The sequence below is a fragment of the Pedococcus cremeus genome, assembly GCF_900111375.1.
Taxonomy (GTDB): Bacteria; Actinomycetota; Actinomycetes; order Actinomycetales; family Dermatophilaceae; genus Pedococcus_A; species Pedococcus_A cremeus.
In genome coordinates this window covers 20,293-44,805 of sequence record NZ_FOHB01000006.1, presented here as the reverse complement: position 1 = coordinate 44,805, position 24,513 = coordinate 20,293, and the positions used below count along the sequence as shown (strand labels likewise).

Here is a 24,513-nt window from a genome sequence, read left to right as displayed (position 1 = left end):
CCGGCAAGCGTGGGGGGTCTTTCGTGATCTGTGTCCGGAGGGGGACTTGAACCCCCACGCCCGATAAAGGGCACTAGCACCTCAAGCTAGCGCGTCTGCCATTCCGCCACCCGGACAAGGTGGTCAGCCGGCACTTTGGGGAGTGCCTGCCGCGCGCCGGAACGATAGCACGCACCGGGCCTGGCCCCGAAACCCGGCGCCCGCGGCGGCGACGACGTGCCGCGGAGGGTGCCGACACGGCATACCGGTCAACGCCCTCGCGTCCTGCGCCACTGCCTAGGGTGGGGTCCATGACCCAGCCAACCGCCCAGTCCGACACCGCCGCCGCCGGCCCCTCCGACGAGGTCGTGAGGATCTGCCAGGAGCTCATCCGCATCGACTCGACGAACTTCGGTGACGGCTCCGGACCGGGGGAGCGCGAGGCGGCCGACTACGTCGTCGCCCAGCTGCGCGAGGTCGGCCTCGAGCCGACGGTCGTCGAGAGCCAGCCGGGGCGCACCAGCGTCGTGGTGCGCCTCGAGGGCGCCGACCGCGCCCGCCCGGCGCTCTGCCTGCACGGCCACCTCGACGTCGTGCCGGCGAACTCCGCCGACTGGCAGGTCGACCCGTTCAGCGGCGAGCTGCGCGACGGGTGCGTCTGGGGCCGGGGAGCCGTGGACATGAAGGACATGGACGCGATGATCCTGTCGGTGGTGCGGCACCTCGCCCGCACCGGCACCAAGCCCCCGCGCGACCTCGTCGTCGCGTTCTTCGCTGACGAGGAGGCCGGGGGAGTGCACGGCTCGCACTTCGTCGTCGACCACCACCCGGAGCTCTTCGAGGGCGTCACCGAGGCCATCAGCGAGGTCGGAGGCTACAGCGTCACGGTGCCGACCGCCGACGGCACGCCGAGCCGCGCGTACCTGCTGCAGACCGCAGAGAAGGGCATCGCCTGGCTGCGGCTGCACGCCCAGGGCCGGGCCGGGCACGGCTCCGTGCCCAACCACGAGAACGCGATCGTGCGCCTCTCGGAGGCGATCACCCGGATCAGCACCCACCCGTGGCCACGGGAGTACGTCGCCTCGGTGCGCCAGCTGCTCGACGGCCTGAGCGACCTGACCGGCGTGGCCTGGACCGACGAGGACGCCGAGGAGCTGCTCGGCCACCTCGGCGGCGCCCAGGGGTTCGTGCGAGGGACTTTGCAGGACACCGCGAACGTGACGATGGCCTCGGCCGGCTACAAGCACAACGTCATCCCGCAGGGCGCCACGGCCGCCGTCGACTGCCGGTTCCTGCCCGGGCACGAGGAGTCGCTCATGGCGACCATCCGCGAGCTGGCCGGCGAGCACGTCGAGGTGGAGGTGGTGCACCGCGACATCGCGCTCGACGCGCCCTTCGACGGACCGCTCGTCGAGGCCATGAAGGCCGCCCTGCTCGCCGAGGACCCCGACGCGCGTGTGCTGCCGTACTGCCTGTCCGGCGGCACCGACAACAAGGCGCTGAGCAAGCTGGGCATCACCGGCTACGGCTTCGCCCCGCTGCGCCTGCCCGCCGACCTCGACTTCGCCCCCATGTTCCACGGCATCGACGAGCGGGTGCCGGTGGACGCGCTCGACTTCGGCGCCCGGGTGCTGCTGCGCCTCGTGCAGACCTGCTGACGACGGGCCGAGGCTCGCTGACGACGCGCCGAGGCTCGCGGACGTGGAAGGCCGCTGACGTCAAAGGCTACTCGCCCGTAGCCTTCCGGCGCCCGGCTCGTTGAGGTGGCAGACGCACTGGGGCGTCGCCACCGCGAGAAGGACGGGCCATGGGTCACACGACGGCATTCAGGACGGTCACGCGCACGGTGACTCGCACGGGGGCGGCCGTGTGCCTGGTCACCGGCCTCGCGCTCCTCGGAGGAGGGGCGGCCGTCGCCGGACCCCTTCAGTCCTCACTGGCTCCGCCGTCGCCCCTGCAGCAGACGACCGCTCAACCGGCGGCAGGCGACCTCGCCACCAGCCTCCCGCTGTCACCGGCACCGTCGACCGACGGTGGCACCGGTGGCGGCCTCCCCGGCCCGCTGGGCGACGTGACCGACCAGGTGACCGGTGCACTCACCGGGCAGCTGCCCGGCCCCGGGAGCGGCGACGGCTCCGGCGCGAGTGGCGGCCAGGGCTCCGGCTCGGGCAGTGCCGAGGGCACCAGCGGCTCCGGCACCAGCGGATCGGGCACCAGCGGGTCGGGGCAGGCGGCATCCGGCACGTCGGGTGGCACGGCGAACGGGCGCACCGCAGCCGCCCCGTCGAACGACCAGCCGAAGGCCGGCGCCCGGGTGCAGAGCGAGGCGCTGACGGCCTGCGTCATCCCGACCGGCGGCTCACCGGCGGTGGAGTTCGACCTGTCCGTGCTCGGCAACGACGCCGGCTCACCGCTGGCCCAGACGATCCCGCAGGTCTTCACCCCGTGCCCCAAGGGCGCCGTGGCCGCCGACGACCTGGCGGGGGTCGACGTCGACGTCCAGGGGCTGGTCGGCGCCTGCGTGCGCGTCACACGGGAGGTCGCGCCGCTGCAGACCACCCTCGTGGTGCTCGACCAGGACGTCATCAAGGCCCTCACCGACGCCGGGCTGCCCCTCCAGCAGCTGGTGGTGCCGTGCCCCGCTGGGACCCAGGTGCCATCCACCTCGACCAACCCCACCCCGGGCGCGGACGCCAACGGGGGTGGCCGCCCCCCGGCCAGCGCCGTGCCGGGCCTGCCGGGCCGGCTCGCCTTCACGGGCGCCGACACCGTGCCGCTGGCCTCGCTGGCGCTCGGGCTGCTCGGCCTCGGGGCGGTGCTGACGGCTCAGGCGCGTCGGCTCAGGCGGTCCGCGTCGCGCGGATGACCCGCCGGCGCAGCCAGGTGCGCTGCACACCGCCGAGGTAGATGCGAGTTCGGTGCAGCTCCCAGTGGCCGTACTCCGCGTGGTCGGCCAGTGTCTTGCGGATGTCGGCTCGGGAAACGTCTCGGGAGAACTTCAGCTCCCGGTACTCGTACTCAACCATCGCCCGCCATTCTCCCCCATGACCCGCTACGGTCGAGCCATGACGTCCGACCCGCGTGCCGCACTGGTGACGCTGACCAGCGCCCTGGAACGCCACCTCGAGGCCTCGGCGTCCAAGCGGGGTGAGGACGACCCGGCGGTCGTCGCGGCCTACGAGGACCTCGCCGACGCGTTCGAGGCCTATGACGACGCGCTGCTCGAGGCCTACGGCGAGATGACCCCGCTGACGGTCTACGAAGAGGACGAGATCGACGACCACTACGAGGACGAGGACGGCGACGAGGGCCTCTACTCCGGTCTCGACGACGAGGAGTACGACACCGACGAGGACTCCGACGAGGGGCCTGACGAGGACTCCGAGGACTCCGAGGACGACCTCGAGGACGGCGACGACATCGCAGAGGCCGACGGCGACCGCTCGCGGCGCTGACGCCCGTCGGTCAGGCGGAGACCTCGTCGAGGGCCGCCACGATCTCCTGGGGCAGGTCGAGCCCGTCGCTGGCGAGTGACGTCTTGAGCTGGCTGGTGGTGCGGGCTCCCACGATGGGGCTCACGACACCCGGCCGGTCGCGCACCCACGCCAGGGCCACCTCCGCGGGGGTGACGCCGAGGCCCTGGGCCGCGATCGCCAGCGCCTCCACGACTCCCGCGCTGCGGTCGTCGAGGTAGCGGGCCGTGAACCGGGGGAAGTCGCGCGAGGCCGCCCGCGAGTCGGCCGGTATGCCGTGCCGGTACTTGCCGGTGAGAACCCCGCGTCCCAGCGGCGACCACGGCAGGATGCCGAAGCCCAGCGACTGGGCAGCGCCGAGCAGCTCGTGCTCGGCGTGGCGGTTGACGAGGGAGTACTCGACCTCGTTGGCCACGAGGGGCACGCGCGCCTGCTCCAGCAGTGACAGGGCTCGGGCGCTCTGCCAGCCCGAGTAGTTGGAGACGCCCACGTAGCGCGCCCGTCCGGTGTTCACGGCCCACTCCAGCGCGGAGAGCGTCTCGGTCAGCGGCGCCTCGTCGCTCCACGTGTGCACCAGCCACAGGTCGACGTGGTCGGTGCCGAGCCGCTCGAGCGAGGTGTCGAGCTGGCTGAGCAGGCTGAAGCGCGAGGTGTCGACCACCCTTGCGCCCGACCGCCGGGAGATGCCGGCCTTGGTGCACACGATGACGTCGTCGCGGTCGACCTCCTCGTCGATCATGCGGCCCAGGAACTCCTCGGCCGCGCCGTCGGAGTAGCCGTGGGCGGTGTCGACCAGCGTGCCACCGGAGGAGAGGAAGGTGCGCAGCTGCTCGGCGGCCGTCTCGTAGTCGGTGCTGCGGCCCCACGTCATCGTCCCCAGGGCAAGGCGGGACACCGAGAGACCGGAGGTGCCCATTCGTCTGCGGCGCATGGGACCGCAGGCTAGCGGGCGTCGCTGGACGCCACGCCGAGGGTCGCCGATAGCCTCTCCTCCCATGGACCTCGGCGTGAACCTCGGCTACTTCGGCATGGGCATGGACGCGGACAACGTCGCGGTGGCCCAGGAGGCCGAGCGCCTCGGGTATGCCGTGGTGTGGGCTGCGGAGGCCTATGGCTCCGACGTGCCCACCGTCCTCGCGTGGGTGGGCGCGCAGACCGATCGCATCGAGCTCGGGGCCGCCGTCATGCAGGTGCCGGCACGCACCCCGGCCATGACCGCGATGACGGCGGCCACCCTCGACACCCTCTCCGGCGGCCGGTTCCGGCTCGGGCTGGGTGTGTCCGGGCCGCAGGTGAGCGAGGGGTGGCACGGTGTGCGCTTCACCGCACCGCTGGGGCGCACCCGCGAGTACGTCGACATCGTGCGGATGGCGCTGCGCCGCGAGCGGGTCGCCTACGAGGGCCGGCACTTCACGCTGCCGCTGCCCGACGGGCCCGGCAAGCCCCTCAAGCTGACCATCCGCCCGCCACGGCCGGACCTGCCGATCTACCTCGCGGCTGTCGGCCCGAAGAACCTCGAGCTGGCCGGTGAGGTCGCCGACGGCTGGCTGGCGATCTTCTTCAGCCCGGAGCACTGCGGTGACCTGCTCGTGTCGGTGGCGGCGGGCCGTCGCCGCGCCGGCCGGGGCACCGAGGAGGACCCCCTCGCTGGGTTCGACATCGCCCCCACCGTCCCGGTGTGTGTCGCGGACGACGTCGAGGCCGCGGCTGCGGCCGTGAGCGGGTATGCCGCGCTGTACATCGGTGGGATGGGGTCGCGGGAGAAGAACTTCTACAACCAGCTCGCCTGCCGGATGGGCTTCGAGGACGCCGCCCACCGCGTGCAGGAGCTCTACCTCGCCGGGCAGCACCGTGACGCCGCGGCCGCCGTGCCCTTCGAGTTCATCGACTCCACCTCGCTCATCGGGCCGCGCGAGCGGATCCGCGAGCGGCTCGGCCGGTACGCCGACGTGGGGGTCGGTACCCTGTCCGTGGCGCCCTTCGCGGCCTCCCTCGAGGACCGGCTGCATGTCGTGCGCACCATGGCCGAGCTCATGGGCGAGACTGGCCTGTCGTCGTCCCCCATCCGGATCCCTGCCGAAGCTGCCGCTGAGGCCCCTGCCGCTGCCCCCGCTCCTGACAAGGACGTCCTGTGACCCTGACCTTCCTCGACGCGATCATCCTCGGCATCGTCGAGGGGCTCACCGAGTTCCTGCCGATCTCCTCCACCGGCCACCTGACCATCACCGAGAAGCTGATCGGCCTGCCGGTCGACGCCAAGGCCGTCACCGCCTACACCGCGATCATCCAGCTCGGCGCGATCGCCGCGACCTTCCTCTTCTTCGCCAGGAAGATCGCCCGGCTCTTCATGGCCTGGGTGCGTGGCCTGGCCAACCAGGAGGCCCGGCGCAGCCCCGACTACATGCTGGCCTGGGCGGTGATCGTCGGCTCGCTGCCCGTCGGCATCGTGGGCTTCCTGCTCAGGGACGTCATCGAGGGCCCGCTGAGGTCACTGTGGGTGGTCGCTGCGGCCCTGCTGCTGTGGAGCGTCGTGATGTGGGCGGCCGAGCGCCGCCACGAGGTGCTCGCCCGGCGCGGCGTCCAGCGCGGCGAGTACGACCTCACGGTCGTCGACGGCCTGGTCATCGGCCTCGTGCAGTGCCTCTCGCTCATCCCCGGCGTCTCCCGCTCCGGTGCCACCATCTCGGCCGGCCTGCTCCGCGGTGTCGACCGGGTGACCGCCACCGAGCTGTCCTTCTTCATGGCCATCCCCGCGCTCACCGCGGCCGGGCTCTTCCAGGCGGTCGACCAGCGCCACAACCTGGGCCAGCTCGGCATGGGCCAGATGCTCGTCGGCATCGTGGTGGCCTTCGTGGTGGCCTACGCGTCCATCGCCTGGCTGCTCAAGTACGTCGCGCACCACTCGATCATGGTGTTCGTCTGGTACCGCGTGGTCCTCGGCGTCCTGCTCGCCGGCGCCCTGGCGGCCGGGGTCATCAGCGCGACCTGAGCCCTCGGGGCACGCCCGGCCGTCTCGTCAGAGCCACTTCGAGCGGCGGAAGGCGCGGTAGAGGACCAGGCACGAGACCGCCATGAGCGCGAGCATCGCGGGGTAGCCCCACACCTGCGGCAGCTCGGGCATGTGCTGGAAGTTCATGCCCTCGATGCCCGCCAGCATCGTCGGCACCGCGGCGATCGCGACCCAGGCCGAGATCTTGCGCATGTCGCTGTTCTGCTGCACGGAGATCTGCGCCAGGTGGGCGTTCAGCACGTCGGTGAGCAGCCGGTCGTAGGACTCCACGTGGTCGATCACCTTGAGCAGGTGGTCGGCGACGTCACGGAGGAGGAGCCGCATCTCCTTGTCGGAGATGGGGGAGCGCGACCCGTCGTGGAGCAGGCTCAGGGGCCCGGCCAGGGGCACGGCGGCGCGTCGGAACTCGAGCACCTCGCGCTTGAGCCGGTAGATGCTCCCGGAGTCGACGTCTCGCGTGCCGGAGAACACCTCCTCCTCGATCTCGTCGAGGTCCACCTGCAGCTCGCCGTCGACGGCGAGGTAGTTGTCGACGATGGAGTCCATCACCGCGTGGAGCACGGCGACCTCACCGTGCTCGAGCTGCTTCGGGTTGGCCTCCAGCTTGCGGCGCACGTTGGCCAGCGGGTTGGCGTCGCCCCGGCGCACCGTGACGACGAACCGGTCGCCGACGAAGAGCATGACCTCACCGGTCTCGATGTCGCTGGTCTCCTCGACGTACCGGATCGTCTTGAGCACGACGAAGATCGTGTTGTCGTAGAGCTCGACCTTGGCGCGCTGGTTGCCCTTGACGGCGTCCTCGACCGCGAGGGGGTGCAGCTTGAGCTCGTCGTTGACGAGGTCGAACTCGGCGTCGGTGGGGTCCTTCAGCCCGATCCACAGGAAGCCGCTGCGGTCGGTGCTGACCCGCAGGGCCTCGAGCTCGTCGCTGAGGTCGCCGCACGGCTGACGTCGACCGTCCCGGTACACCGCCTGGTCCATGATCACGGGCGCTACTCCACCACGCCGGGGGCCGCGACGCACGCACCGCGACGTAGAGTGCGGGCGTGCCCATCTGCCTGCTCGTCCGCCACGGCCACTCCACCGCCAACGCCCAGGGCCTCCTCGCCGGGCGCCTCGCCGGGGTCGCCCTCGACGACACCGGACGCGGCCAGGTGAAGGCCCTCGCCGACCGGTTCGCGGGCCTCTCGGTGGCCCGCGTCGTCAGCAGCCCGCTCGAGCGCTGTCGCGAGACCGCGCTCGCCGTGGCCTCGGCGACCTCGCCCGCGCTCGACGTGCAGCTCGACGAGGGACTTTGGGAGTGCGGCTACGGCGCCTGGACGGGCCGGCTCCTCAAGGAGCTCGTCGACGAGCCGCTCTGGCGCGTGGTCCAGGACCAGCCGAGCGCCGCGCGGTTCCCCGACCACGAGGAGTATGCCGCGGAGAGCATGCTCGAGATGCGTCACCGGGCGGTGGCGACCGTGCGCCGCCACGACGCCGAGGTCGCCGAGCAGCACGGCCCCCACGCCCTGTGGGTCGCCGTGAGCCACGGCGACGTCATCAAGGCCGTCCTGGCGGACGCCGCCGGCAGCCACTTCGACCACCTCCAGCGCTTCCGCGCCGACCCCGCCTCCGTCTCGGTCGTGCACTACACCGAACGGCGGCCCTTCCTCGTCGGTGCCAACGACACCGGGTCGGACCTCGCGCGCCTGGTGCCGCCGGCGAAGCCGGAGGTGCCGGAGGGCGACGCCCCCGTGGGCGGGGGGTCCGCCACCACCGAGCCCGCCGGCTGACCGGGGTTAGAGTTCGAGTCATGTCGGTAACCGAGTTCGACCCGCCCGACCGCTTCGTGGCCGGCACCGTCGGCCCGCCCGGACAGCGGACCTTCTTCCTCCAGGCCAGCTCCGGGCGCCTCGTCTCGTCGGTGTCCTTGGAGAAGCAGCAGGTCATGGTGCTCGCCGACCGCATCAACGACCTGCTCGACAGCTACGCCGGCGGCGCCGGGGGAGACCACGCCGCCGCGGACGTGGTCGACAACGCACCCCTCGACACCCCCATCGAGGACGAGTTCCGCGTGAACACCCTCAGCCTCGGCTGGGACGAGGACCGCGAGGTGGTCGTCATCGAGGCCATCGACCGCGACCCCGACGAGGTGGTCCTGGAGGAGGACGAGGCCGCCAGCGGCCTGCTTCCCGAGGAGCCCCGCCTCATCCGGGTGGTGCTCAGCCCCGCCCGGGCCCGCGCCTTCGCCCGGCGCTGCCAGGCCGTCGTCGCCGCCGGGCGCCCGCCGTGCCCGTTCTGTGGCGGGCCGCTCGAGGTCGAGGGCCACATCTGCCCGCGCGCCAACGGGTACCGACGCTGACCGGTCGGCCGTCCGAGGTGAGCGACGTGCTTGCGGTCCTGGCGGAGGGGGAGGTCCACCTCGTCGGCAGGCTGGCCGACGCCTCCAACCACGCGTTCCTGGCCGAGGTCACCGCCGCAGGCGAGACCGTGCTCGCCATCTGGAAGCCGGTGGCCGGGGAGCGCCCGCTCTGGGACTTCCCCGACGGCACGCTCGCAGACCGGGAGACCGCGGCCTTCCTGGTCTCCGAGGCCGGCGGCTGGGGCGTCGTCCCCGAGACGGTCTTCCGCGACGGACCGCACGGGCGTGGCTCCCTCCAGCGCTGGGTGGGGGACCCCGGCGAGGAGCCGGACTACGTCGTCGACATCGTCGCGCCCGACGCGGTGCCGGCGGGCTGGCTGCCGGTGCTGAGCGGCGAGGGGGAGGACGGCGCCCCGGTCGTCGTCGTGCACGAGGACTCTCCCGCGGTGGCCCAGGTGGCCGTCTTCGACGCCGTCATCAACAACAGCGACCGCAAGGGCTCCCACCTGGTGCGCGAGGGGCAGGCCGTCCGCGGGTTCGACCACGGCGTGAGCCTGCACACCGAGGACAAGCTGCGAACCGTCCTCTGGGGCTTCGCCGGTCGGCCGCTGCCCGCGCAGGAGGTGGATCGCATAGCGCGGCTCGACGCCGCGCTGGCCGACGGCGGCGCCCTCGACGAGGCCCTGTGCGCGCACCTGACCATCGCGGAGGTGGCCGCGCTGCGACGGCGCGTGCGACGCCTGCTGGAGCTGCCGGCATACCCGCTGCCCGGGCACGGGTGGCCGTCGATCCCCTGGCCGCCGCTGTGAGCGGGAGCGCACGTAGGCTTCACCCGTGATCTCCTGGCCCACCCCCTTCATCCCGGCCATCCCGGGCACCGGCCTGCCGGTGCGCGTCTTCGACACCGCGACCCAGACGGTCCGCCCGGTCGCCGCCGGCTCCACCGCCCGGATGTACGTCTGCGGCATCACGCCGTACGACGCGACGCACCTCGGCCACGCAGCCACCTACGTCACCTTCGACGTCCTCGGCCGTGCGCTCCGTGACGCCGGGCACGAGGTCACCTACGTGCAGAACATCACCGACGTCGACGACCCCCTGATCGAGCGCGCCGAGCGCGACGGGCTGCACTGGGAGCACCTGGCCACCGCCGAGGTCGCCCTGTTCCGCGAGGACATGACCGACCTCGCGATCATCCCGCCGGACCACTACATCGGGGTCGTCGAGAGCATCCGGCCCATCGCCGCCGCCGTCGGGGAGCTGCTCGACAAGGGCGTCGCCTACCGGGTGGACACCGCCGAGTCGGAGGGCGACGACATCTACTTCGACCTCTCGAGCGACCCGGGCTTCGGCTCCGTGTCGAACTGGTCCCGCGAGCAGATGATGGCGGTCTTCGCCGACCGTGGCGGCGACCCCGAGCGGCCCGGCAAGCGAGACCCCTTCGACCCGCTGCTGTGGCGGGCCGCCCGCGCGGGCGAGCCGTGGTGGGACAACGAGCAGCTCGGCGCGGGGCGCCCCGGCTGGCACATCGAGTGCAGCTGCATCGCCCTGCAGTTCCTGGGCATGTCATTCGACATCCAGGGCGGTGGCAGCGACCTCGTCTTCCCTCACCACGAGATGAGCGCCTCGCAGGCCGTCGCCCTCACCGGCGAGCGGCCGTTCGCCCGCTGCTACGTGCACCAGGCGATGGTCGGGCTAGACGGCGAGAAGATGAGCAAGTCGCGCGGCAACCTGGTGCTCGTCTCGAAGCTGCGGGCCGACGGCGTCGACCCGATGGCCATCCGCCTCGCGCTGCTCAGCCAGCACTACCGCACCGACTGGGAGTGGACCCCGACCCACCTCGAGCAGGCCGAGCAGCGGCTGGAGACCTGGCGCGCGGCTGTGTCGGTCAACACCGGTCCGAGCGCCGACGCGACGCTGCAGCGGGTGCGCGAGCTGCTCGCCGACGACCTCGACACCCCCGGAGCGCTGGCCGCCGTCGACCGCTGGGCCAAGGAGTGCCTGACGCACGGCGGGGAGGACGCGGCCGCGCCGGGCATTGTGTCGCGCCTGCTCGACGCACTGCTGGGCGTCCGGCTCTAGCTCCAGCCGGGGCCGGCCGCGTCCAGTCGGGCCGGTCCAGTCGCGGCCGGTCTAGCCGGGGCCGCCGCCGTCGTGGCCGCGGCGGCGCAGGTAGCGCTCGAACTCGCGCGCGATCGCGTCGCCGCTCGCCTCGGGCAGCTCGGCGGTGTCCTGGGCCTCCTCGAGGGACTGGACGTACTCCGCCACCTCGTCGTCGGTCTCGGCCAGCTCGTTGATGCCGCGCTCCCACGCCTTGGCGGCCTCGGGCAGGTCGCCGTGGGGGATCGGGGCGTCGATCAGCTCCTCCAGCTTGGAGACCAGGCCCAGCGTGGCCTTGGGCGAGGGGGAGTGCCCGGCGTAGTGCGGCACGGCCGCCCAGCACGAGATGGACTGGAGACCGGCCTGGGTCGCGGCGTCGGCGAGCACGCCGACGATGCCGGTCGGGCCCTCGTACCTGCTGGGCTCGAGGTCATAGCGGTGCAGGACGTCCTCGCTGTCGGAGGTCGCGGTCACCGGGATCGGGCGGGTGTGCGCGACGTCGGCCATGAGGGCGCCGAGCGTGAAGACGGTGGTGACGCCCGCCTGCTGGGCGAACTCCATGAGCTCGATGGTGAAGGCGCGCCAGCGGAACGACGGCTCGATGCCCTGCACCAGGATGACGTCTCGGCCGATGCCGGGCGTGGTGGCCAGCAGGATGCGGGTCGTGCGCCAGCTGATCCGCCGGCGCCCCTCGTCGAGCACCACCCGCGGACGGTTGACCTGGAAGTCGTAGTAGTCCTCCGGGTCGAGGGCCGCGATGGGCTCGGCGTCCCAGAGGTCGATGAGGTGGTCGACCGCGGCGGTCGCCGCCTCGCCGGCGTCGTTCCACCCTTCGAAGGCAGCGATCAGAACCGGGTCGCGCAGCTCCGGGACGTCCTCGAGTTCGATCAACCCATGCCTCCTGTTGGTTTCACCAGCACTCCCCAGCCTACGGAATGCGCCGCCGGGCGCGAGGGCGAGTCTCAGTAGACTCGCCGGGACGTCATCACCACCACCACCGGAAGGCCCGACCACCGTGGACACCGCCGCCAGCCACACCACCAGCCGCCAGCTCCCGGCGGCCGTGCTCTGGGACATGGACGGCACGCTGGTCGACACCGAGCCCTACTGGATCCACGGCGAGCACGCGCTCGTCGAGGCCTACGGCGGCACGTGGTCGGAGGAGTACGCGCACGAGCTCGTCGGCAACGACCTCACGGTCTCGGCCGAGTTCATCCGCGCCAACTCGCCGGTGACGCTCACGCCGGTGGAGATCATCGAGGAGCTGCTCGGCCACGTCATCCGGCAGGTCAAGGAGCACGTGCCGTGGCGGCCGGGCGCCCGTGAGCTGCTCTTCGCCCTCGGCGAGGCAGGCGTGCCGTGCGCCCTGGTGACGATGTCGTGGCGGTCGCTGGCCGAGGCGGTCGTCGACGCCCTGCCGGAGGGCACCTTCACCGCCCTCATCACCGGTGACGAGGTCGAGCACGGCAAGCCGCACCCGGAGCCCTACCTGGCCGCGGCCCGGGCGCTGGGCGTCGACCTGGCCGACTGCGTGGCCATCGAGGACTCGCCAACCGGGGTGCGCTCGGCGGTGGACGCCGGCGTGCCGACCCTGGCCGTGCCACACGTCGTGCCGGTGCCGCGGATGGCCGGCTCGGTGCAGGTGCCGTCGTTGCGCGGCCTCGGGCCGCACGACCTGCTGCCGGTCTTCGTCGGCGCCTGACGCGAGCCCGACCTCCAGCCCGATCTCCGGCCCGAGCCCCGTACCCGACCCGGTGATGGGTCGACCCGCTTCAGTCCTCGGCGAGCTCGGCCTCGCCGGACCGCTGGGGGTCCAGCGCCAGGACGGCTGCGGCCTCTGGGAGCGGCGGGGGAGTGCCACCCCAGGCCGGGCACAGCGCCCGGTGGTCGCACCAGTCGCACAGGCGGGAGGTCCGCGGACGCCAGTCGCCGGTCTCGGCAGCCCGCTGGATCGCGACCCACAGGGCCTTGAGCTTGCGCTCGGTCGCCCGCAGGTCGGCCTCGTCGGGGCTGTAGCGGACCGTCTCACCGTTGCCGAGGTAGACCAGCTGCAGCATCCGCGGCACCTCGCCGCGCAGTCGCCACAGCACCAGGGCGTAGAACTTCATCTGGAACAGCGCCTTGCCCTCGAACAGCTCCGAGGGCGAGCGACCGGTCTTGTAGTCGACCACGCGCATGGCGCCGCCCGGTGCGACGTCGAGCCGGTCGACGTAGCCGCGCAGGGTCAGGCCGTCGAAGTCGGCCTCGACGTAGAGCTCGCGCTCCGCCGGCTCGAGGGCGCGCGGGTCCTCGAGGGTGAACCAGCGCTGGATGAGCGCGGTGGCCTCGGCGTACCACGAGTCGTGGCCGGGCAGCTCGTCGTCGTGGTCGTCGACGAGCGAGGCCAGGTCGGGCTCGAGCTCCTTCAGCGACTGCCACACCGGCGCCACCAGGGCGACGGCGGCCTCAGGGGTGCGCTGGTCGGCCGGCAGGTCGAAGAGCCGCTCGAGTACGGCGTGCACGAGGGTGCCGCGGGCGGCCGCCGGGCTCGGCGGCGAGGGCAGCCGGTCGATGACCCGGAACCGGTAGAGCAGCGGGCACTGCATGAAGTCCGAGGCCCGGCTGGGTGAGAGTGCGGCAACCATGGGTCGAACGGTAGGAGGGGCCACTGACACCCCCGCTGCGGTCTCCACGGGCGCAGCCCTGTTCGCGGTGTCGGCCGCCGCGACCTGGTCCACCACCGCCTCAGTCCTCCGGCTGGTAGCCGAGGTTGGGGGAGAGCCAGCGCTCGGCCTCCGCGAGGCTCCAGCCCTTGCGCTCGGCGTAGTCCTCGACCTGGTCGCGACCGAGCCGGCCGACGACGAAGTACTGCGACTGCGGGTGCGAGAAGTACCAGCCACTCACCGACGCACCCGGCCACATCGCCATGGACTCGGTCAGCTCGATGCCGGCGTTCTGCTCGACCTCGAGCAGCCGCCACAGCGTCTCCTTCTCGGTGTGGTCCGGACAGGCCGGGTAGCCCGGCGCGGGCCGGATGCCGGCGTACTCCTCGCGGATGAGCGCCCCGTTGTCGAGCTGCTCGTCGGGCGCGTAGCCCCAGAACTCGCGGCGGACCCGCTCGTGCATGCGCTCGGCGAACGCCTCGGCCAGCCGGTCGGCCAAGGACTCCAGCAGGATGGCGCTGTAGTCGTCCAGGGCCGCCTTGAACTCCATCACCTTGTCGGTGCTCCCGAGGCCGGCCGTCACCGCGAAGGCGCCGACGTAGTCGCGCACACCGCTCTCGCGCGGGGCGACGAAGTCGGCCATGGCACGGTTCGGGACCCCGTGGCGGTGGGCGCCCTGCTGGCGCAGCGTTCGCAAGGTGGTGAGGACCTCGGAGCCGTGCTCACCGGCATACAGCTCGATGTCGTCCTCGCCCACCGCGTTGGCCGGGAAGAGCCCGATGACGCCGTTCGCGGTGAGCCACCGCTCCTCGGCGATGCGGTCGAGCATGACCTGGGCGTCCTCGTAGAGCCGGCGCGCGGCGTCGCCGGAGGCCGGGTTGTTGAGGATGTCGGGGAACGAGCCCTTCATCTCCCAGGCGTTGAAGAACGGCTGCCAGTCGATGTAGCGGCGCAGCTCGTCGAGGTCGTAGCCGTGGAACCGTCGGATGAACTGGGTGGCGTCGCGGTGCCAGTGGGTGTCCGGCTGCCCCGACCAGATGTCCTTGGACTGCTGGGCGAGCAGGTGCGGGCGCGGCGGCCGGTAGGTGGACCAGTCCACCGGGGTGCGGTTGGCGCGGGCCTGCTCGAGCGGCAGCAGCGGTCGCTCGTTCTGCTTGGCCGCGAACCGGGTGCGGATGGCGTCGTAGTCGGCCGCGACCTCCGCCATCAGCTTCGGGCGCCCGTCGTCGGAGAGCAGCTGGGAGACGACCGGCACCGACCGGGAGGCGTCCTTCACCCACACGACCGGCCCGTGGTACTTCCCGTCGACCTTCACCGCCGTGTGCGCCCGCGAGGTGGTGGCACCGCCGATGAGCAACGGGATCTCGAAGCCCTGCCGCTCCATCTCGGAGGCGAAGTTGACCATCTCGTCGAGCGACGGGGTGATCAGGCCGGAGAGGCCGATGACGTCGGCGCGTTCGGCCTTGGCAGCGTCGAGGATCTTCTGGGCCGGCACCATGACGCCGAGGTCGACCACGTCGTAGTTGTTGCACTGGAGCACGACGCCGACGATGTTCTTGCCGATGTCGTGGACGTCGCCCTTGACCGTGGCCATGACGACCTTGCCCTTGGCGCGCTCCGCGTCGCCCGGCTTCTTCTCCGCCTCGATGTAGGGGATGAGGTAGGCCACCGCCTTCTTCATGACCCGCGCCGACTTGACGACCTGGGGCAGGAACATCCGCCCCGAGCCGAACAGGTCGCCGACGACGTTCATGCCGTCCATCAGCGGGCCCTCGATGACCTCGATGGGGGCGCCGCCGCGGGCCGAGATCTCCGCGCGCAGCTCCTCGGTGTCGGCCTCGACGTGCTCGTCGATGCCCTTGACGAGGGCGTGGGTGATCCGCTCGCCGACGGGCAGCGAGCGCCACTCCTCGGTGGCGGCCTCCTGCTCGGCACCGCTCCCGGCGAAGCGGTCGGCGATCTCGAGCAGCCGCTCGGTGGCGTCGGGGCGGCGGTTGAGCACGACGTCCTCGATGCGCTCACGCAGCTCGGGGTCGATCTCGTCGTAGACCACCAGCGCACCGGCGTTGACGATGCCCATGTCCATCCCCGCCCTGATGGCGTGGAAGAGGAAGACCGCGTGGATCGCCTCCCGCACGGAGTTGTTGCCCCGGAACGAGAAGGAGACGTTGGAGACGCCCCCGGAGACGAGGGCGCCGGGGAGGTTCTCCTTGATCCAGCGGGTGGCCTCGATGAAGTCGGTGCCGTATGCCGCGTGCTCCTCGATGCCCGTCGCCACCGCGAAGATGTTGGGGTCGAAGATGATGTCCTCGGCGGGGAACCCGACCTCCTGCGTGAGGATGTCGTAGGCGCGGCGGCAGATCTGCCTGCGCCGCGCGAGCGAGTCGGCCTGGCCGTCCTCGTCGAACGCCATCACGACCACCGCCGCGCCGTAGCGACGGCACAGGCGTGCCTGCTGGATGAAGGGCTCGACGCCCTCCTTCATGGAGATGGAGTTGACGATCGGCTTGCCCTGCACGCACTTCAGGCCCGCCTCGATGACCTCCCACTTCGAGGAGTCGACCATCACCGGGACGCGGGAGATGTCGGGCTCGCTCGCGACGAGCTTGACGAAGCGGTCCATGGCCGCGACGCCGTCGATCATGCCCTCGTCCATGTTGATGTCGATGACCTGGGCCCCGGCCTCGACCTGCTGTCGCGCCACTCCGAGGGCGGTGGGGTAGTCCTCGGCCTGGATGAGCTTGCGGAAGCGGGCCGACCCGGTGATGTTGGTGCGCTCGCCGACGTTGACGAAGAGTGACTCGTCGGTGACGTTGAGCGGCTCGAGGCCCGCCAGCCGCAGGGCGGGGGACACCGTCGGGGGCTGGCGGACGTCCTTGCCCCGCGCAGCCTCGGCGATCGCCTTGACGTGCTCGGGCGTGGTGCCGCAGCAGCCGCCCAGGAGGTTCACCAGCCCGGCCTCGGCGAACTCCTCGATGACCGCGGCCATCTGGGCAGGCGTCTCGTCGTACTCGCCGAACGCGTTGGGCAGCCCGGCGTTGGGGTAGCAGGAGATGAACGTGTCGGCCACGCGCGAGAGCTCGGCCACGTAGGGCCGCATCTCGGCCGCGCCGAGCGCGCAGTTGAGCCCGACCGCGACCGGGCGGGCGTGGCGCACCGAGTTCCAGAACGCCTCGGTGACCTGGCCCGAGAGGGTGCGGCCGGAGGCGTCGGTGATGGTGCCGGAGATGACCACGGGCCAGCGGCGGCCGTGCTCGTCGAAGAGCGTCTCCAGCGCGAAGATCGCCGCCTTGGCGTTGAGCGTGTCGAAGATAGTCTCGACGATCAGCAGGTCGACCCCGCCGTCGACGAGGCCGCGCGCCTGCTCGAGGTAGGCCTGCACCAGCTCGTCGTAGGTGACGTTGCGCTCGCCCGGGTCGTTGACGTCGGGCGAGATCGAGGCCGTGCGGTTGGTCGGGCCCAGCGCTCCCATGACCCAGCGCGGTCGGTCGGGGGAGCGCTCCATCGCCGCGTCGCAGGCCTGGCGGGCCAGCCGGGCGGAGGCGAGGTTGAGCTCGTAGGCGAGGTCCTCCATGCCGTAGTCGGCCAACGAGATCCGCTGGGCGTTGAAGGTGTTGGTCTCGACGAGGTCGGCGCCGGCGTCGAGGTAGGCCTCGTGGATGCCGCGAATGGCGTCGGGCGCGGTGAGGCTCAGCAGGTCGTTGTTGCCGCGCAGGTCGCTCGGCCAGTCGGCGAAGCGCTCACCGCGGTAGTCGGCCTCGCCGAAGCCGAGGTGCTGGATCATGGTGCCCATCGCGCCGTCCATGACGAGGATGCGCTCGCGCAGGGCAGCGGTGAGCGCGTCGGTGGCGTCCGGACGGTGGTCGGGTGAGAGAGGCACCCGACCAGTATGTCCGGTCGCGTCACTGCGGCGACGGGGTGCTCACGTAGTGTCTCCCCATGTCACAGACCGCCGGGACCCGACGCCCCAGCCGCGGCCCTGGCGTGCGCGTGGCCACCATCGCCGGCGTGCCGGTCTACATCGGAGGCAGCTGGGCGCTGATCGCGGTCGTCCTCATCGCGCTCATCGGGCCGTCGATCGCCCGCAGCCGTCCGGACCTCGGGGTCCTCGCCTACGGCGTCGCCGCCCTGATGGCCCTGCAGCTGCTGGTGGCCGTGCTGGTGCACGAGGCGGCCCACGCCATCGCAGCACGGGCCTACGGGCTGCCCGTGCTGCGCGTCGTGGCCGACCTGTGGGGCGGCCACACCGCCTTCGAGTCCGGGCGCTCCACGCCGGGTGCCGCGGCGGTCATCGCCGCGGTCGGGCCCCTCGCCAACGGCCTGCTCGCCCTGCTCGCCTGGCTGGCACTGCAGACCGGCCCGACCGGCATACCGGACACCCTCATCGGCGGCTTCGCCGTGCTGAACGCCGCGCTCGCGGCCTTCAACCTGCTGCCGGGACTGCCCCTCGACGGCGGCCAGCTGGTGGAGTCCCTCGTCTGGAAGGTCAGCGGCAGCCGGCCGAAGGGGATGGTCGTCGCCGGCTGGTGCGGGCGCGTCGTCACGGCGCTCGTCATCCTCTACGTGCTCGGCAGGCCGCTCGCGATGGGGCGGCAGCTCGACCTGTTCGACATCGGCTGGGCCATGTTCATCGCCCTGTTCATGTGGGCGGGCGCGTCGTCGGCCATCCGCGGTGGCCAGGTGCTCGCCGCGGTGCAGCAGGTCTCCGTGGCCGAGGTGCTGAAGCGGGCGCTCGGCGCCTCCGAGTCGGAGCGTCTCGACACCGTGCTCGACCGGTGGGCTCCCGGCGAGGTCGTCGTGGTGCTCGACCGGTCCGGCCGGCCCACCGGGGTCGTGGAGCCGGAGGCGGTCGGGCGCGTCCCGCACGGCCGCCACGCCGAGACCGACCTGTCCGCCGTCTCCCGGCCGCAGCCGCCGGGCTGGGCGGTCGAGGCAGCCCCCGGCGACGACATCGTGCCGGTCATCACCGCCATGCAGACCCTCGGCACCCCGCTCGTGGCGGTGACCCACCAGGGACGCTTCCTGGGCATCGTCACCGCCGAGGACGTCAACCGCGCGGTCGAGCGGGTCTGAGCCCACTTCGGGGCCCCGCTGCGGCGCCCACTGCCACGCCCAGTCCGGACCCGCCCGGCCGTCCGGCCAGCCCTGCGCCGCAACTAGACTGGCCCGCCATGAGCAGCGCCGAGCATCCCGACACCCCCGCCGGCCCCGCGGCCCCGACGGGCACGGGCCACGCGGACACCGCCGCCCCCGTCGGCCCGGTCGGTGCGGAGCTGCGTCGCGGGCCCTTCGCCGTGGGGGAGCGGGTGCAGCTGACCGACCCCAAGGGGCGCCTGCACACCATCACTCTGGAGCCCGGGCGCGAGTTCCACACGCACCGCGGCCGGCTCGCCCACGACGACCTCATCGGGGCCCCCGACGGCTCGGTGGTGCGCAACACCGCCGGCGTCGAGTACCTCGCCCTGCGGCCTCTGCTGTCGGACTACGTCATGTCGATGCCGCGGGGGGCCGCCGTGGTCTACCCCAAGGACGCCGGCCAGATCGTCACCATGGCGGACATCTTCCCCGGCGCCCGGGTCGTCGAGGCCGGCGTCGGCTCCGGCGCCCTGTCGATGTCGCTGCTGCGCGCGGTGGGGGAGCACGGCAGCCTGCACTCCTTCGAGCGGCGCGAGGACTTCGCCGACATCGCCAAGGGCAACGCCCGCGCGTTCTTCGGCGTGGACCACCCGGCGTGGCAGGTCACGGTCGGTGACCTGGTGGAGGAGCTGCCGCGGGCGGTCGAGCCCGGCAGCGTCGACCGCGTCGTGCTCGACATGCTGGCGCCCTGGGAGTGCCTCGACGTCGTGGGCGACGCGCTCCTGCCCGGCGGCGTGCTCATCTGCTACGTCGCCACCGCCACGCAGCTCTCCCGCGTCGCCGAGGCGATCCGTGACCACGGCGGCTTCACCGAGCCCGAGGCCTGGGAGTCGCTCGTGCGAGGCTGGCACCTCGAGGGCCTCGCGGTGCGCCCGCAGCACCGCATGCACGGCCACACCGGGTTCCTCATCACCACCCGTCGCCTCGCCCCGGGCGTGACACCGCCGCTGCGCAAGCGCCGTCCGGCCAAGGGCGCCTACGGCGAGGAGGGGGCCGAGGGCGTCGACCGCCTCGACCACGAGTCGTTCGGCCAGACGGGGGAGTGGACCCCGGAGGACATCGGCGAGCGGACACCCTCGGACAAGAAGGTCCGCAAGCTGCGTCGATCTGTGACCCAAACCTCCGTGAACTGAACGGAGTTCGGCGTTAGGGTCGGTTATCGGCCGCCGAGAGCGGTCGGACCTTCGAAGTGAGGGAGCCGACATGAGCGACAAGACGAGCCACCGGAACCACCCCGACGACCACGCCGAGGAGCGGCGGCAGCAGGAGCTGCTCGCCGAGGAGGTGGCGGCGCTGCGCCAGCGGCTCGCCGACGCCCCCGCCCGCTCCCGCGAGCTCGAGACGAAGGTGCTCCAGCTCCAGTCGAACCTCGCCACCATCTCCTCCCAGAACGAGCGCCTCGTGCGCACGCTCAAGGAGGCCCGCGAGCAGATCGTCACCCTCAAGAGCGAGGTCGACCGGCTGGCCCAGCCGCCCGCGGCATACGGCATCGTCCTGGAGTCGTACGACGACGCCACGGTCGACATCCTCACCGGCGGTCGGAAGATGCACGTCGCCGTGAGCCCGGCCGTCGACCCCGGCGAGCTGTCGGCCGGCCGGGAGGTGCGCCTCAACGAGGCCATGAACGTGGTCGCCACCTGCGGTTTCGAGCGCACGGGTGAGGTCGTGATGATCAAGGAGCTGCTCGGCGACGACCGGGTGCTGGTCGTCGCCCACGCCGACGAGGAGCGGGTCTGCCGGATCGCCGACTCCCTCGAGGGGGAGCCGATCCGGGTCGGCGACGCGCTGATGCTCGAGCCGCGCACGGGCTTCGTCTACGAGCGCATCCCCAAGGCAGAGGTGGCCGAGCTCGTCCTCGAGGAGGTCCCCGACATCGACTACGAGGACATCGGCGGCCTGGCCGGGCAGATCGAGGCGATCCGCGACGCGGTGGAGCTGCCGTACCTGCACCCCGACCTGTTCAAGGAGCACCAGCTCAAGCCGCCGAAGGGCGTGCTGCTCTACGGGCCGCCCGGCTGCGGCAAGACGCTCATCGCCAAGGCCGTGGCTGCCTCCCTGGCCCGCAAGGTCGCCGAGAAGGAGGGCAAGCCCGTCGCGAAGTCGTTCTTCCTCAACATCAAGGGTCCGGAGCTGCTCAACAAGTACGTCGGCGAGACCGAGCGCCACATCCGCCTGATCTTCCAGCGCGCGCGGGAGAAGGCCTCCGACGGCACGCCGGTGGTCGTGTTCTTCGACGAGATGGACAGCCTGTTCCGCACCCGCGGGTCGGGTGTCTCCTCCGACGTCGAGACCACGATCGTGCCGCAGCTGCTGTCGGAGATCGACGGCGTCGAGCGGCTGGAGAACGTCATCGTCATCGGCGCCTCGAACCGCGAGGACATGATCGACCCGGCCATCCTGCGGCCCGGCCGGCTCGACGTGAAGATCAAGATCGAGCGGCCCGACGCCGAGAGCGCCCGCGACATCTTCACCAAGTACCTCACCGCCGACCTGCCGCTGCACGAGCACGACCTGTCGGAGCACGGCGGGTCGAGGCAGGCGACCGTCGACGCGATGATCCAGGCCGCGGTGGAGCGGATGTACTCCGAGATCGAGGAGAACCGTTTCCTCGAGGTGACCTACGCCAACGGCGACAAGGAGGTCCTGTACTTCAAGGACTTCAACTCCGGCGCGATGATCCAGAACATCGTCGACCGCGCCAAGAAGATGGCGATCAAGGACTTCCTCACCCAGAACCAGCACGGCATCCGCGTCGACCACCTCCTCGCCAGCTGCGTCGACGAGTTCAAGGAGAATGAGGACCTGCCCAACACGACCAACCCCGACGACTGGGCCCGCATCTCCGGCAAGAAGGGCGAGCGGATCGTCTACATCCGCACCCTCATCACCGGGAAGTCGGGCTCCGAGCCGGGCCGGTCGATCGACAACGTCGCCAACACGGGCCAGTACCTGTAGGCGGTCCCACCCCCGCCACTGACCGAAGGTCTGAGGACAAACCGGGACAGTCCGGGTGGCCGGCTATGGACTGTCCCGGGGCCAGGTCAAGGAAGGGTAAGGAGCCGGTCCACCGGGGACGAAGGCTCCTACGGTGGACGCATGATCCCTCGATACGCTCTCTGCACGGGAGGCACTCGCGACGGCAAGCGGTATCCGCTGCACCGCGAGATCCGTCCCGGCTACGAGTTCACGTGGGACGGCTCCACCTACCGCGTCATCCGCCGAGTCGTGCAGACCGGCGCCGGTCCGATGTGGGTCGCGACCGCCGCCTGAGCACCGACCACAGCAGGCGCCAGCCCACCAGCAGCGCCCCCAGCACCAGCGTCGCCACGACCACGAACGCCGGGTCCGTGCCCGCGCCGGTGACCCGGCGCAGCAGCATGCCGGCGGCGACCGCGACCAGGGCAACGACGGCACCCTCGACAGCGGTATGCCGCGCGCTCGCACCCGCGGGCACCGGCCAGGCACCGCGCCAGAGGCGCACCACCAGCCAGCCGATGGCGGTGCCCGCCAGGAACGGCCACGCGGTCGTGAGCACGCCGGTGGCCGTCACCCCTTCGGCGTGGCTCGAGCGCCCGACGGTCGCGAAGAGCAGCACGGTGACGACGTCTGCCGCCGCCGAGAGCACCACAGCCGAGGGAACGGCGCCCCTGGGGCTACCCGTCACGCGTGGACCGGGTCGAACAGGGTCGGCCGCGGCGGTGCGTGCGACGGGTCGACGCCGTCGAAGAGGCTGCTGACCGACTCGCCCGCGTGGATGCGCGAGATCGCCTCGGCGAACAGCCCCGCGACCGAGCGCACCCGCAGCTCCGGCCAGTCCGTCGGTGCGGGAACGGTGTCGGTGGTCACAACCTCGCTCACCATGGGGTGGCTGCGCAGCCGCTCGACGGCCTTCCCGGCGAAGAGCCCGTGCGTGCAGGCCACGGCCGCCTCCTGGCAGCCCTGCTCGGCGAGCCGTTCGAGCAGCTCGATGATGGAGCCGCCGGTGGCGATCTCGTCGTCGAGGATGATGGCCCGCTTGCCGGCGACGTCACCGACGATGGCGTCGATGACCACCCGGTCGTCGCCGAGCCGCTGCTTGCTGCCCGCGGCGACCGGGAGACCGAGCAGCCGGGCGAACTGGGTGGCGGTCTTGGCGTTGCCGAGGTCGGGCGAGACCACCACGGCGTCACGCAGGTCGTGGTCGCGGAAGTGGTCGGCGAGCACCCCGATGGCGGTGAGGTGGTCGACGGGCACGGAGAAGAACCCGTGCACCTGGGGCGCGTGCAGCGTCATGGTGAGCACCCGGTCGACCCCCGCGGTGACGAGCATGTCGGCCACCAGCCGGCCACCGAGCGAGATGCGCGAGGCGTCCTTCTTGTCGGACCGCGCGTAGGCGTAGTGCGGGATCACGGCGGTGATCTGGGCTGCGGAGGCGCCACGGGCGGCGTCGATCATCAGCAGCAGCTCCATGAGGTGGTCCTGCGTCGGCGCCACCAGCGGCTGGACGATGTAGACGTCGCGCTGGCGGCAGTTGGCCAGCAGCTGCGCCTGCAGGCAGTCGTTGCTGAAACGACTGGTCTCTGCCGGCGACAGCGGCACGGCCAGCTCGGCGCAGATGTGCGCGGCGAGCTCGCGGTGGGCGCTGCCGGAGAACACGACGATGTCGCGCATGGGACATGCTCCTCGAGGGTCGGGGCCGCGCTGCTGCTCGCAGACTATCCGGACAGCGGGCTCCCGTCTGCCCCTGTGTGGGCCCCGCCACCTGTCCGGGTCGCGGCACCGTTGGACGCCCCGGTCACGGCCCCGCCGCCCCCGGCGGCATACAGGTGGGTGCGCAGCTCCTGCACCAGCTCGGCGCGGTGCTGGGCGCCCACCGGCACCACCCCGGGGAACGAGGCGAAGCCGTGGGGGACGCGCACGTAGTTGGTGGCCCGGGCCGCGACGCCCGCCTTGCGGAGGGCCGCGGCGAAGCGCAGCCCGTCGTCGCGCAACGGGTCGAGGTCGGCGGTCTGGACCAGCGCCGGCGGCAGGCCACGCAGGTCACCGAACAGGGGCGAGAGCATCGGGTCGCGCCGGTCGGCGCCCTCGGGCAGGTAGTGGCGCTGGAAGGCGAGGATGTTGGCCCGCGTCAGCACCGGCGCCTCCGCGTTCTCCTCGATCGACGGCGACGACAGGGTCTGGTCGAGACCGGGGTAGATGAGCGCCTGGTGGCGCAGGAGCGGACCACCGGCGTCGCGGGCCGCCAGGGCCACCACGGCGGCCAGGTTGCCGCCGGCGCTGTCGCCGCAGACGGCCAGCCTGCTGGTGTCGGCGCGGAGGACCTTGCCGTTGGCCGCCACCCAGGCCGTCGCGTCGATGCAGTCGTGGGCCGGCGTCGGGGCCGGGTGCTCGGGCGCGAGCCGGTAGTCGACGCTGACGACGACCGCCCGGACCTGTGCCGCGAGGTGCACGCAGAGGGGGTCGTACATGACGACGTTGCCCTGCACCCAGCCGCCGCCGTGGAAGAAGAGGAGCACGGGCACGTCGGTGTCTGCGTCGCGTACGGCTCGGGGCCGGTAGATGCGCAGCGGGACGTCGTACCCGTCGCGCGCCGGTGCCGTGCCGTAGGTGATACCGACGGAGCGGTCCACCGGGCCGGTCACCCAGGTGAACGGCGGGTGCTCGGGGTAGGTGCGCCCCCGCCCGGCACGGATCTGCTCCAGGTCCAGGCCCTCGATCGGCCGGTGCAGGAAGCGGTCGAGCACGGCGGTGAACGCGGCGGTCAGGGGTGACATGGCACGGGGGGAGTGGCGCACCGACCCATCATGGCGGCACTCGTGGGTGGTGGCGCATAGGGTGCTGGCATGGAGGTTG

The 24,513-nt window shown here is 72.1% G+C and carries 23 protein-coding genes and 1 tRNA gene; 14 read left to right on the top strand and 10 right to left on the bottom strand.

Going from position 1 to position 24,513, the window contains the following annotated elements:
* Nucleotides 1-31: 31 nt before the first annotated feature.
* Nucleotides 32-116: transfer RNA gene (locus BMW78_RS12665), tRNA-Leu, on the bottom strand.
* 174 nt (nucleotides 117-290) lie between these two features.
* On the opposite strand from BMW78_RS12665, the gene BMW78_RS12660 reads away from it, so the two are divergent.
* Together BMW78_RS12660 and BMW78_RS12655 are read left to right on the top strand one after the other, a co-directional pair.
* Nucleotides 291-1,637, top strand: coding sequence for a M20/M25/M40 family metallo-hydrolase (locus BMW78_RS12660; protein WP_091760243.1), 1,347 nt, complete (start codon nucleotides 291-293; stop codon nucleotides 1,635-1,637).
* A gap of 188 nt (nucleotides 1,638-1,825) precedes the next feature.
* Nucleotides 1,826-2,845, top strand: coding sequence for a hypothetical protein (locus tag BMW78_RS12655; protein WP_143056248.1), 1,020 nt, complete (start codon nucleotides 1,826-1,828; stop codon nucleotides 2,843-2,845).
* Here BMW78_RS12655 and BMW78_RS12650 read toward each other — a convergent pair.
* On the bottom strand, nucleotides 2,820-3,005 hold the full coding sequence (locus tag BMW78_RS12650; RefSeq protein WP_091760238.1) for a DUF5703 family protein: 186 nt from the start codon (nucleotides 3,003-3,005) through the stop codon (nucleotides 2,820-2,822). The genes BMW78_RS12655 and BMW78_RS12650 overlap by 26 nt on opposite strands.
* Nucleotides 3,006-3,044: 39 nt before the next feature.
* Here BMW78_RS12650 and BMW78_RS12645 point away from each other — a divergent pair, with 39 nt between their 5' ends.
* A complete protein-coding gene (locus BMW78_RS12645) occupies nucleotides 3,045-3,434 on the top strand; it encodes a primosomal protein (RefSeq protein ID WP_091760235.1) in 390 nt (129 codons plus the stop codon).
* Nucleotides 3,435-3,444: 10 nt separating this feature from the next.
* Here BMW78_RS12645 and BMW78_RS12640 read toward each other — a convergent pair whose 3' ends face one another.
* On the bottom strand, nucleotides 3,445-4,383 hold the full coding sequence (locus tag BMW78_RS12640; protein WP_091760232.1) for an aldo/keto reductase: 939 nt from the start codon (nucleotides 4,381-4,383) through the stop codon (nucleotides 3,445-3,447).
* Between the two features lie 64 nt (nucleotides 4,384-4,447).
* Here BMW78_RS12640 and BMW78_RS12635 point away from each other — a divergent pair, with 64 nt between their 5' ends.
* Nucleotides 4,448-5,587 carry an LLM class F420-dependent oxidoreductase gene (locus tag BMW78_RS12635; protein ID WP_091760229.1) on the top strand — a complete coding sequence of 380 codons (1,140 nt, stop codon included), beginning with the start codon at nucleotides 4,448-4,450 and terminating at the stop codon, nucleotides 5,585-5,587.
* Entirely contained in the window at nucleotides 5,584-6,441 is an 858-nt protein-coding gene (locus tag BMW78_RS12630; protein ID WP_091760226.1) for an undecaprenyl-diphosphate phosphatase, read from the top strand. Before BMW78_RS12635 ends, BMW78_RS12630 begins: the two co-directional genes overlap by 4 nt.
* Nucleotides 6,442-6,468: 27 nt before the next feature.
* Here BMW78_RS12630 and corA read toward each other — a convergent pair whose 3' ends face one another.
* Nucleotides 6,469-7,449, bottom strand: a complete 981-nt coding sequence (corA, locus tag BMW78_RS12625; protein WP_091760223.1) for a magnesium/cobalt transporter CorA — start codon at nucleotides 7,447-7,449, stop codon at nucleotides 6,469-6,471.
* Nucleotides 7,450-7,508: 59 nt separating this feature from the next.
* Here corA and BMW78_RS12620 point away from each other — a divergent pair, with 59 nt between their 5' ends.
* Genes BMW78_RS12620 through mshC form a run of 4 tightly spaced genes read left to right on the top strand, consistent with a single transcriptional unit; the run spans nucleotide 7,509 to nucleotide 10,885 of the window.
* Nucleotides 7,509-8,234, top strand: coding sequence for an MSMEG_4193 family putative phosphomutase (locus BMW78_RS12620; protein ID WP_091760220.1), 726 nt, complete (start codon nucleotides 7,509-7,511; stop codon nucleotides 8,232-8,234).
* A gap of 20 nt (nucleotides 8,235-8,254) precedes the next feature.
* Nucleotides 8,255-8,803, top strand: coding sequence for a DUF3090 domain-containing protein (locus tag BMW78_RS12615; RefSeq protein WP_091760217.1), 549 nt, complete (start codon nucleotides 8,255-8,257; stop codon nucleotides 8,801-8,803).
* 26 nt (nucleotides 8,804-8,829) lie between these two features.
* Nucleotides 8,830-9,612 carry an SCO1664 family protein gene (locus tag BMW78_RS12610; RefSeq protein WP_245735834.1) on the top strand — a complete coding sequence of 261 codons (783 nt, stop codon included), beginning with the start codon at nucleotides 8,830-8,832 and terminating at the stop codon, nucleotides 9,610-9,612.
* A gap of 25 nt (nucleotides 9,613-9,637) precedes the next feature.
* Nucleotides 9,638-10,885, top strand: a complete 1,248-nt coding sequence (gene mshC / locus BMW78_RS12605; RefSeq protein ID WP_091760213.1) for a cysteine--1-D-myo-inosityl 2-amino-2-deoxy-alpha-D-glucopyranoside ligase — start codon at nucleotides 9,638-9,640, stop codon at nucleotides 10,883-10,885.
* Between the two features lie 51 nt (nucleotides 10,886-10,936).
* Here mshC and BMW78_RS12600 read toward each other — a convergent pair whose 3' ends face one another.
* A complete protein-coding gene (locus tag BMW78_RS12600; protein WP_091760210.1) occupies nucleotides 10,937-11,794 on the bottom strand; it encodes a PAC2 family protein in 858 nt (285 codons plus the stop codon).
* Between the two features lie 124 nt (nucleotides 11,795-11,918).
* Here BMW78_RS12600 and BMW78_RS12595 point away from each other — a divergent pair, with 124 nt between their 5' ends.
* Nucleotides 11,919-12,605: an HAD family hydrolase gene (locus BMW78_RS12595; protein WP_281247085.1), complete on the top strand. Its 687-nt coding sequence runs from the start codon at nucleotides 11,919-11,921 to the stop codon at nucleotides 12,603-12,605.
* A 70-nt stretch (nucleotides 12,606-12,675) separates the two neighbouring features.
* Here the strand turns inward: BMW78_RS12595 and BMW78_RS12590 are convergent, their stop codons facing one another.
* Both BMW78_RS12590 and metH read right to left on the bottom strand, forming a co-directional pair.
* Entirely contained in the window at nucleotides 12,676-13,527 is an 852-nt protein-coding gene (locus BMW78_RS12590) for a RecB family exonuclease (protein WP_091760207.1), read from the bottom strand.
* 100 nt (nucleotides 13,528-13,627) lie between these two features.
* Nucleotides 13,628-17,425, bottom strand: a complete 3,798-nt coding sequence (gene metH / locus BMW78_RS12585) for a methionine synthase (protein WP_091760205.1) — start codon at nucleotides 17,423-17,425, stop codon at nucleotides 13,628-13,630.
* A 59-nt stretch (nucleotides 17,426-17,484) separates the two neighbouring features.
* Here metH and BMW78_RS12580 point away from each other — a divergent pair, with 59 nt between their 5' ends.
* The 4 genes from BMW78_RS12580 (at nucleotide 17,485) to BMW78_RS20835 (ending at nucleotide 21,951) form a co-directional block, all read left to right on the top strand.
* On the top strand, nucleotides 17,485-18,618 hold the full coding sequence (locus BMW78_RS12580) for a site-2 protease family protein (protein WP_143056247.1): 1,134 nt from the start codon (nucleotides 17,485-17,487) through the stop codon (nucleotides 18,616-18,618).
* Nucleotides 18,619-18,716: 98 nt separating this feature from the next.
* Entirely contained in the window at nucleotides 18,717-19,814 is a 1,098-nt protein-coding gene (locus BMW78_RS12575) for a tRNA (adenine-N1)-methyltransferase (RefSeq protein WP_091760198.1), read from the top strand.
* Nucleotides 19,815-19,884: 70 nt separating this feature from the next.
* Nucleotides 19,885-21,636, top strand: coding sequence for a proteasome ATPase (gene arc, locus BMW78_RS12570; RefSeq protein ID WP_091760195.1), 1,752 nt, complete (start codon nucleotides 19,885-19,887; stop codon nucleotides 21,634-21,636).
* A gap of 141 nt (nucleotides 21,637-21,777) precedes the next feature.
* Nucleotides 21,778-21,951, top strand: a complete 174-nt coding sequence (locus BMW78_RS20835; RefSeq protein WP_177180379.1) for a hypothetical protein — start codon at nucleotides 21,778-21,780, stop codon at nucleotides 21,949-21,951.
* Here the strand turns inward: BMW78_RS20835 and BMW78_RS12565 are convergent.
* Genes BMW78_RS12565 through BMW78_RS12555 form a run of 3 tightly spaced genes read right to left on the bottom strand, consistent with a single transcriptional unit; the run spans nucleotide 21,893 to nucleotide 24,455 of the window.
* Nucleotides 21,893-22,345 carry a DUF3054 domain-containing protein gene (locus tag BMW78_RS12565; protein ID WP_218144349.1) on the bottom strand — a complete coding sequence of 151 codons (453 nt, stop codon included), beginning with the start codon at nucleotides 22,343-22,345 and terminating at the stop codon, nucleotides 21,893-21,895. The genes BMW78_RS20835 and BMW78_RS12565 overlap by 59 nt on opposite strands.
* Entirely contained in the window at nucleotides 22,342-23,331 is a 990-nt protein-coding gene (locus tag BMW78_RS12560; protein ID WP_091760190.1) for a ribose-phosphate diphosphokinase, read from the bottom strand. Before BMW78_RS12560 ends, BMW78_RS12565 begins: the two co-directional genes overlap by 4 nt.
* A 44-nt stretch (nucleotides 23,332-23,375) precedes the next feature.
* Nucleotides 23,376-24,455 (bottom strand): alpha/beta hydrolase, encoded by a 1,080-nt coding sequence (locus tag BMW78_RS12555; protein WP_245735833.1) that lies wholly within the window; start codon nucleotides 24,453-24,455, stop codon nucleotides 23,376-23,378.
* Nucleotides 24,456-24,513 lie beyond the last annotated feature (58 nt).

Excerpts from the sequence above, each read along its gene's own strand:
- BMW78_RS12560 (WP_091760190.1), bottom strand. The coding sequence starts at position 23,331 with ATGCGCGACATCGTCGTGTTCTCCGGCAGCGCCCACCGCGAGCTCGCC.
- BMW78_RS12660 (WP_091760243.1), top strand. The coding sequence starts at position 291 with ATGACCCAGCCAACCGCCCAGTCCGACACCGCCGCCGCCGGCCCCTCC.
- BMW78_RS12650 (WP_091760238.1), bottom strand. The coding sequence starts at position 3,005 with ATGGTTGAGTACGAGTACCGGGAGCTGAAGTTCTCCCGAGACGTTTCC.
- BMW78_RS12645 (WP_091760235.1), top strand. The coding sequence starts at position 3,045 with ATGACGTCCGACCCGCGTGCCGCACTGGTGACGCTGACCAGCGCCCTG.
- BMW78_RS12590 (WP_091760207.1), bottom strand. The coding sequence starts at position 13,527 with ATGGTTGCCGCACTCTCACCCAGCCGGGCCTCGGACTTCATGCAGTGC.
- BMW78_RS12580 (WP_143056247.1), top strand. The coding sequence starts at position 17,485 with ATGTCACAGACCGCCGGGACCCGACGCCCCAGCCGCGGCCCTGGCGTG.
- BMW78_RS12640 (WP_091760232.1), bottom strand. The coding sequence starts at position 4,383 with ATGCGCCGCAGACGAATGGGCACCTCCGGTCTCTCGGTGTCCCGCCTT.
- BMW78_RS12615 (WP_091760217.1), top strand. The coding sequence starts at position 8,255 with ATGTCGGTAACCGAGTTCGACCCGCCCGACCGCTTCGTGGCCGGCACC.
- arc (WP_091760195.1), top strand. The coding sequence starts at position 19,885 with ATGAGCGACAAGACGAGCCACCGGAACCACCCCGACGACCACGCCGAG.
- BMW78_RS12635 (WP_091760229.1), top strand. The coding sequence starts at position 4,448 with ATGGACCTCGGCGTGAACCTCGGCTACTTCGGCATGGGCATGGACGCG.
- BMW78_RS12575 (WP_091760198.1), top strand. The coding sequence starts at position 18,717 with ATGAGCAGCGCCGAGCATCCCGACACCCCCGCCGGCCCCGCGGCCCCG.
- BMW78_RS20835 (WP_177180379.1), top strand. The coding sequence starts at position 21,778 with ATGATCCCTCGATACGCTCTCTGCACGGGAGGCACTCGCGACGGCAAG.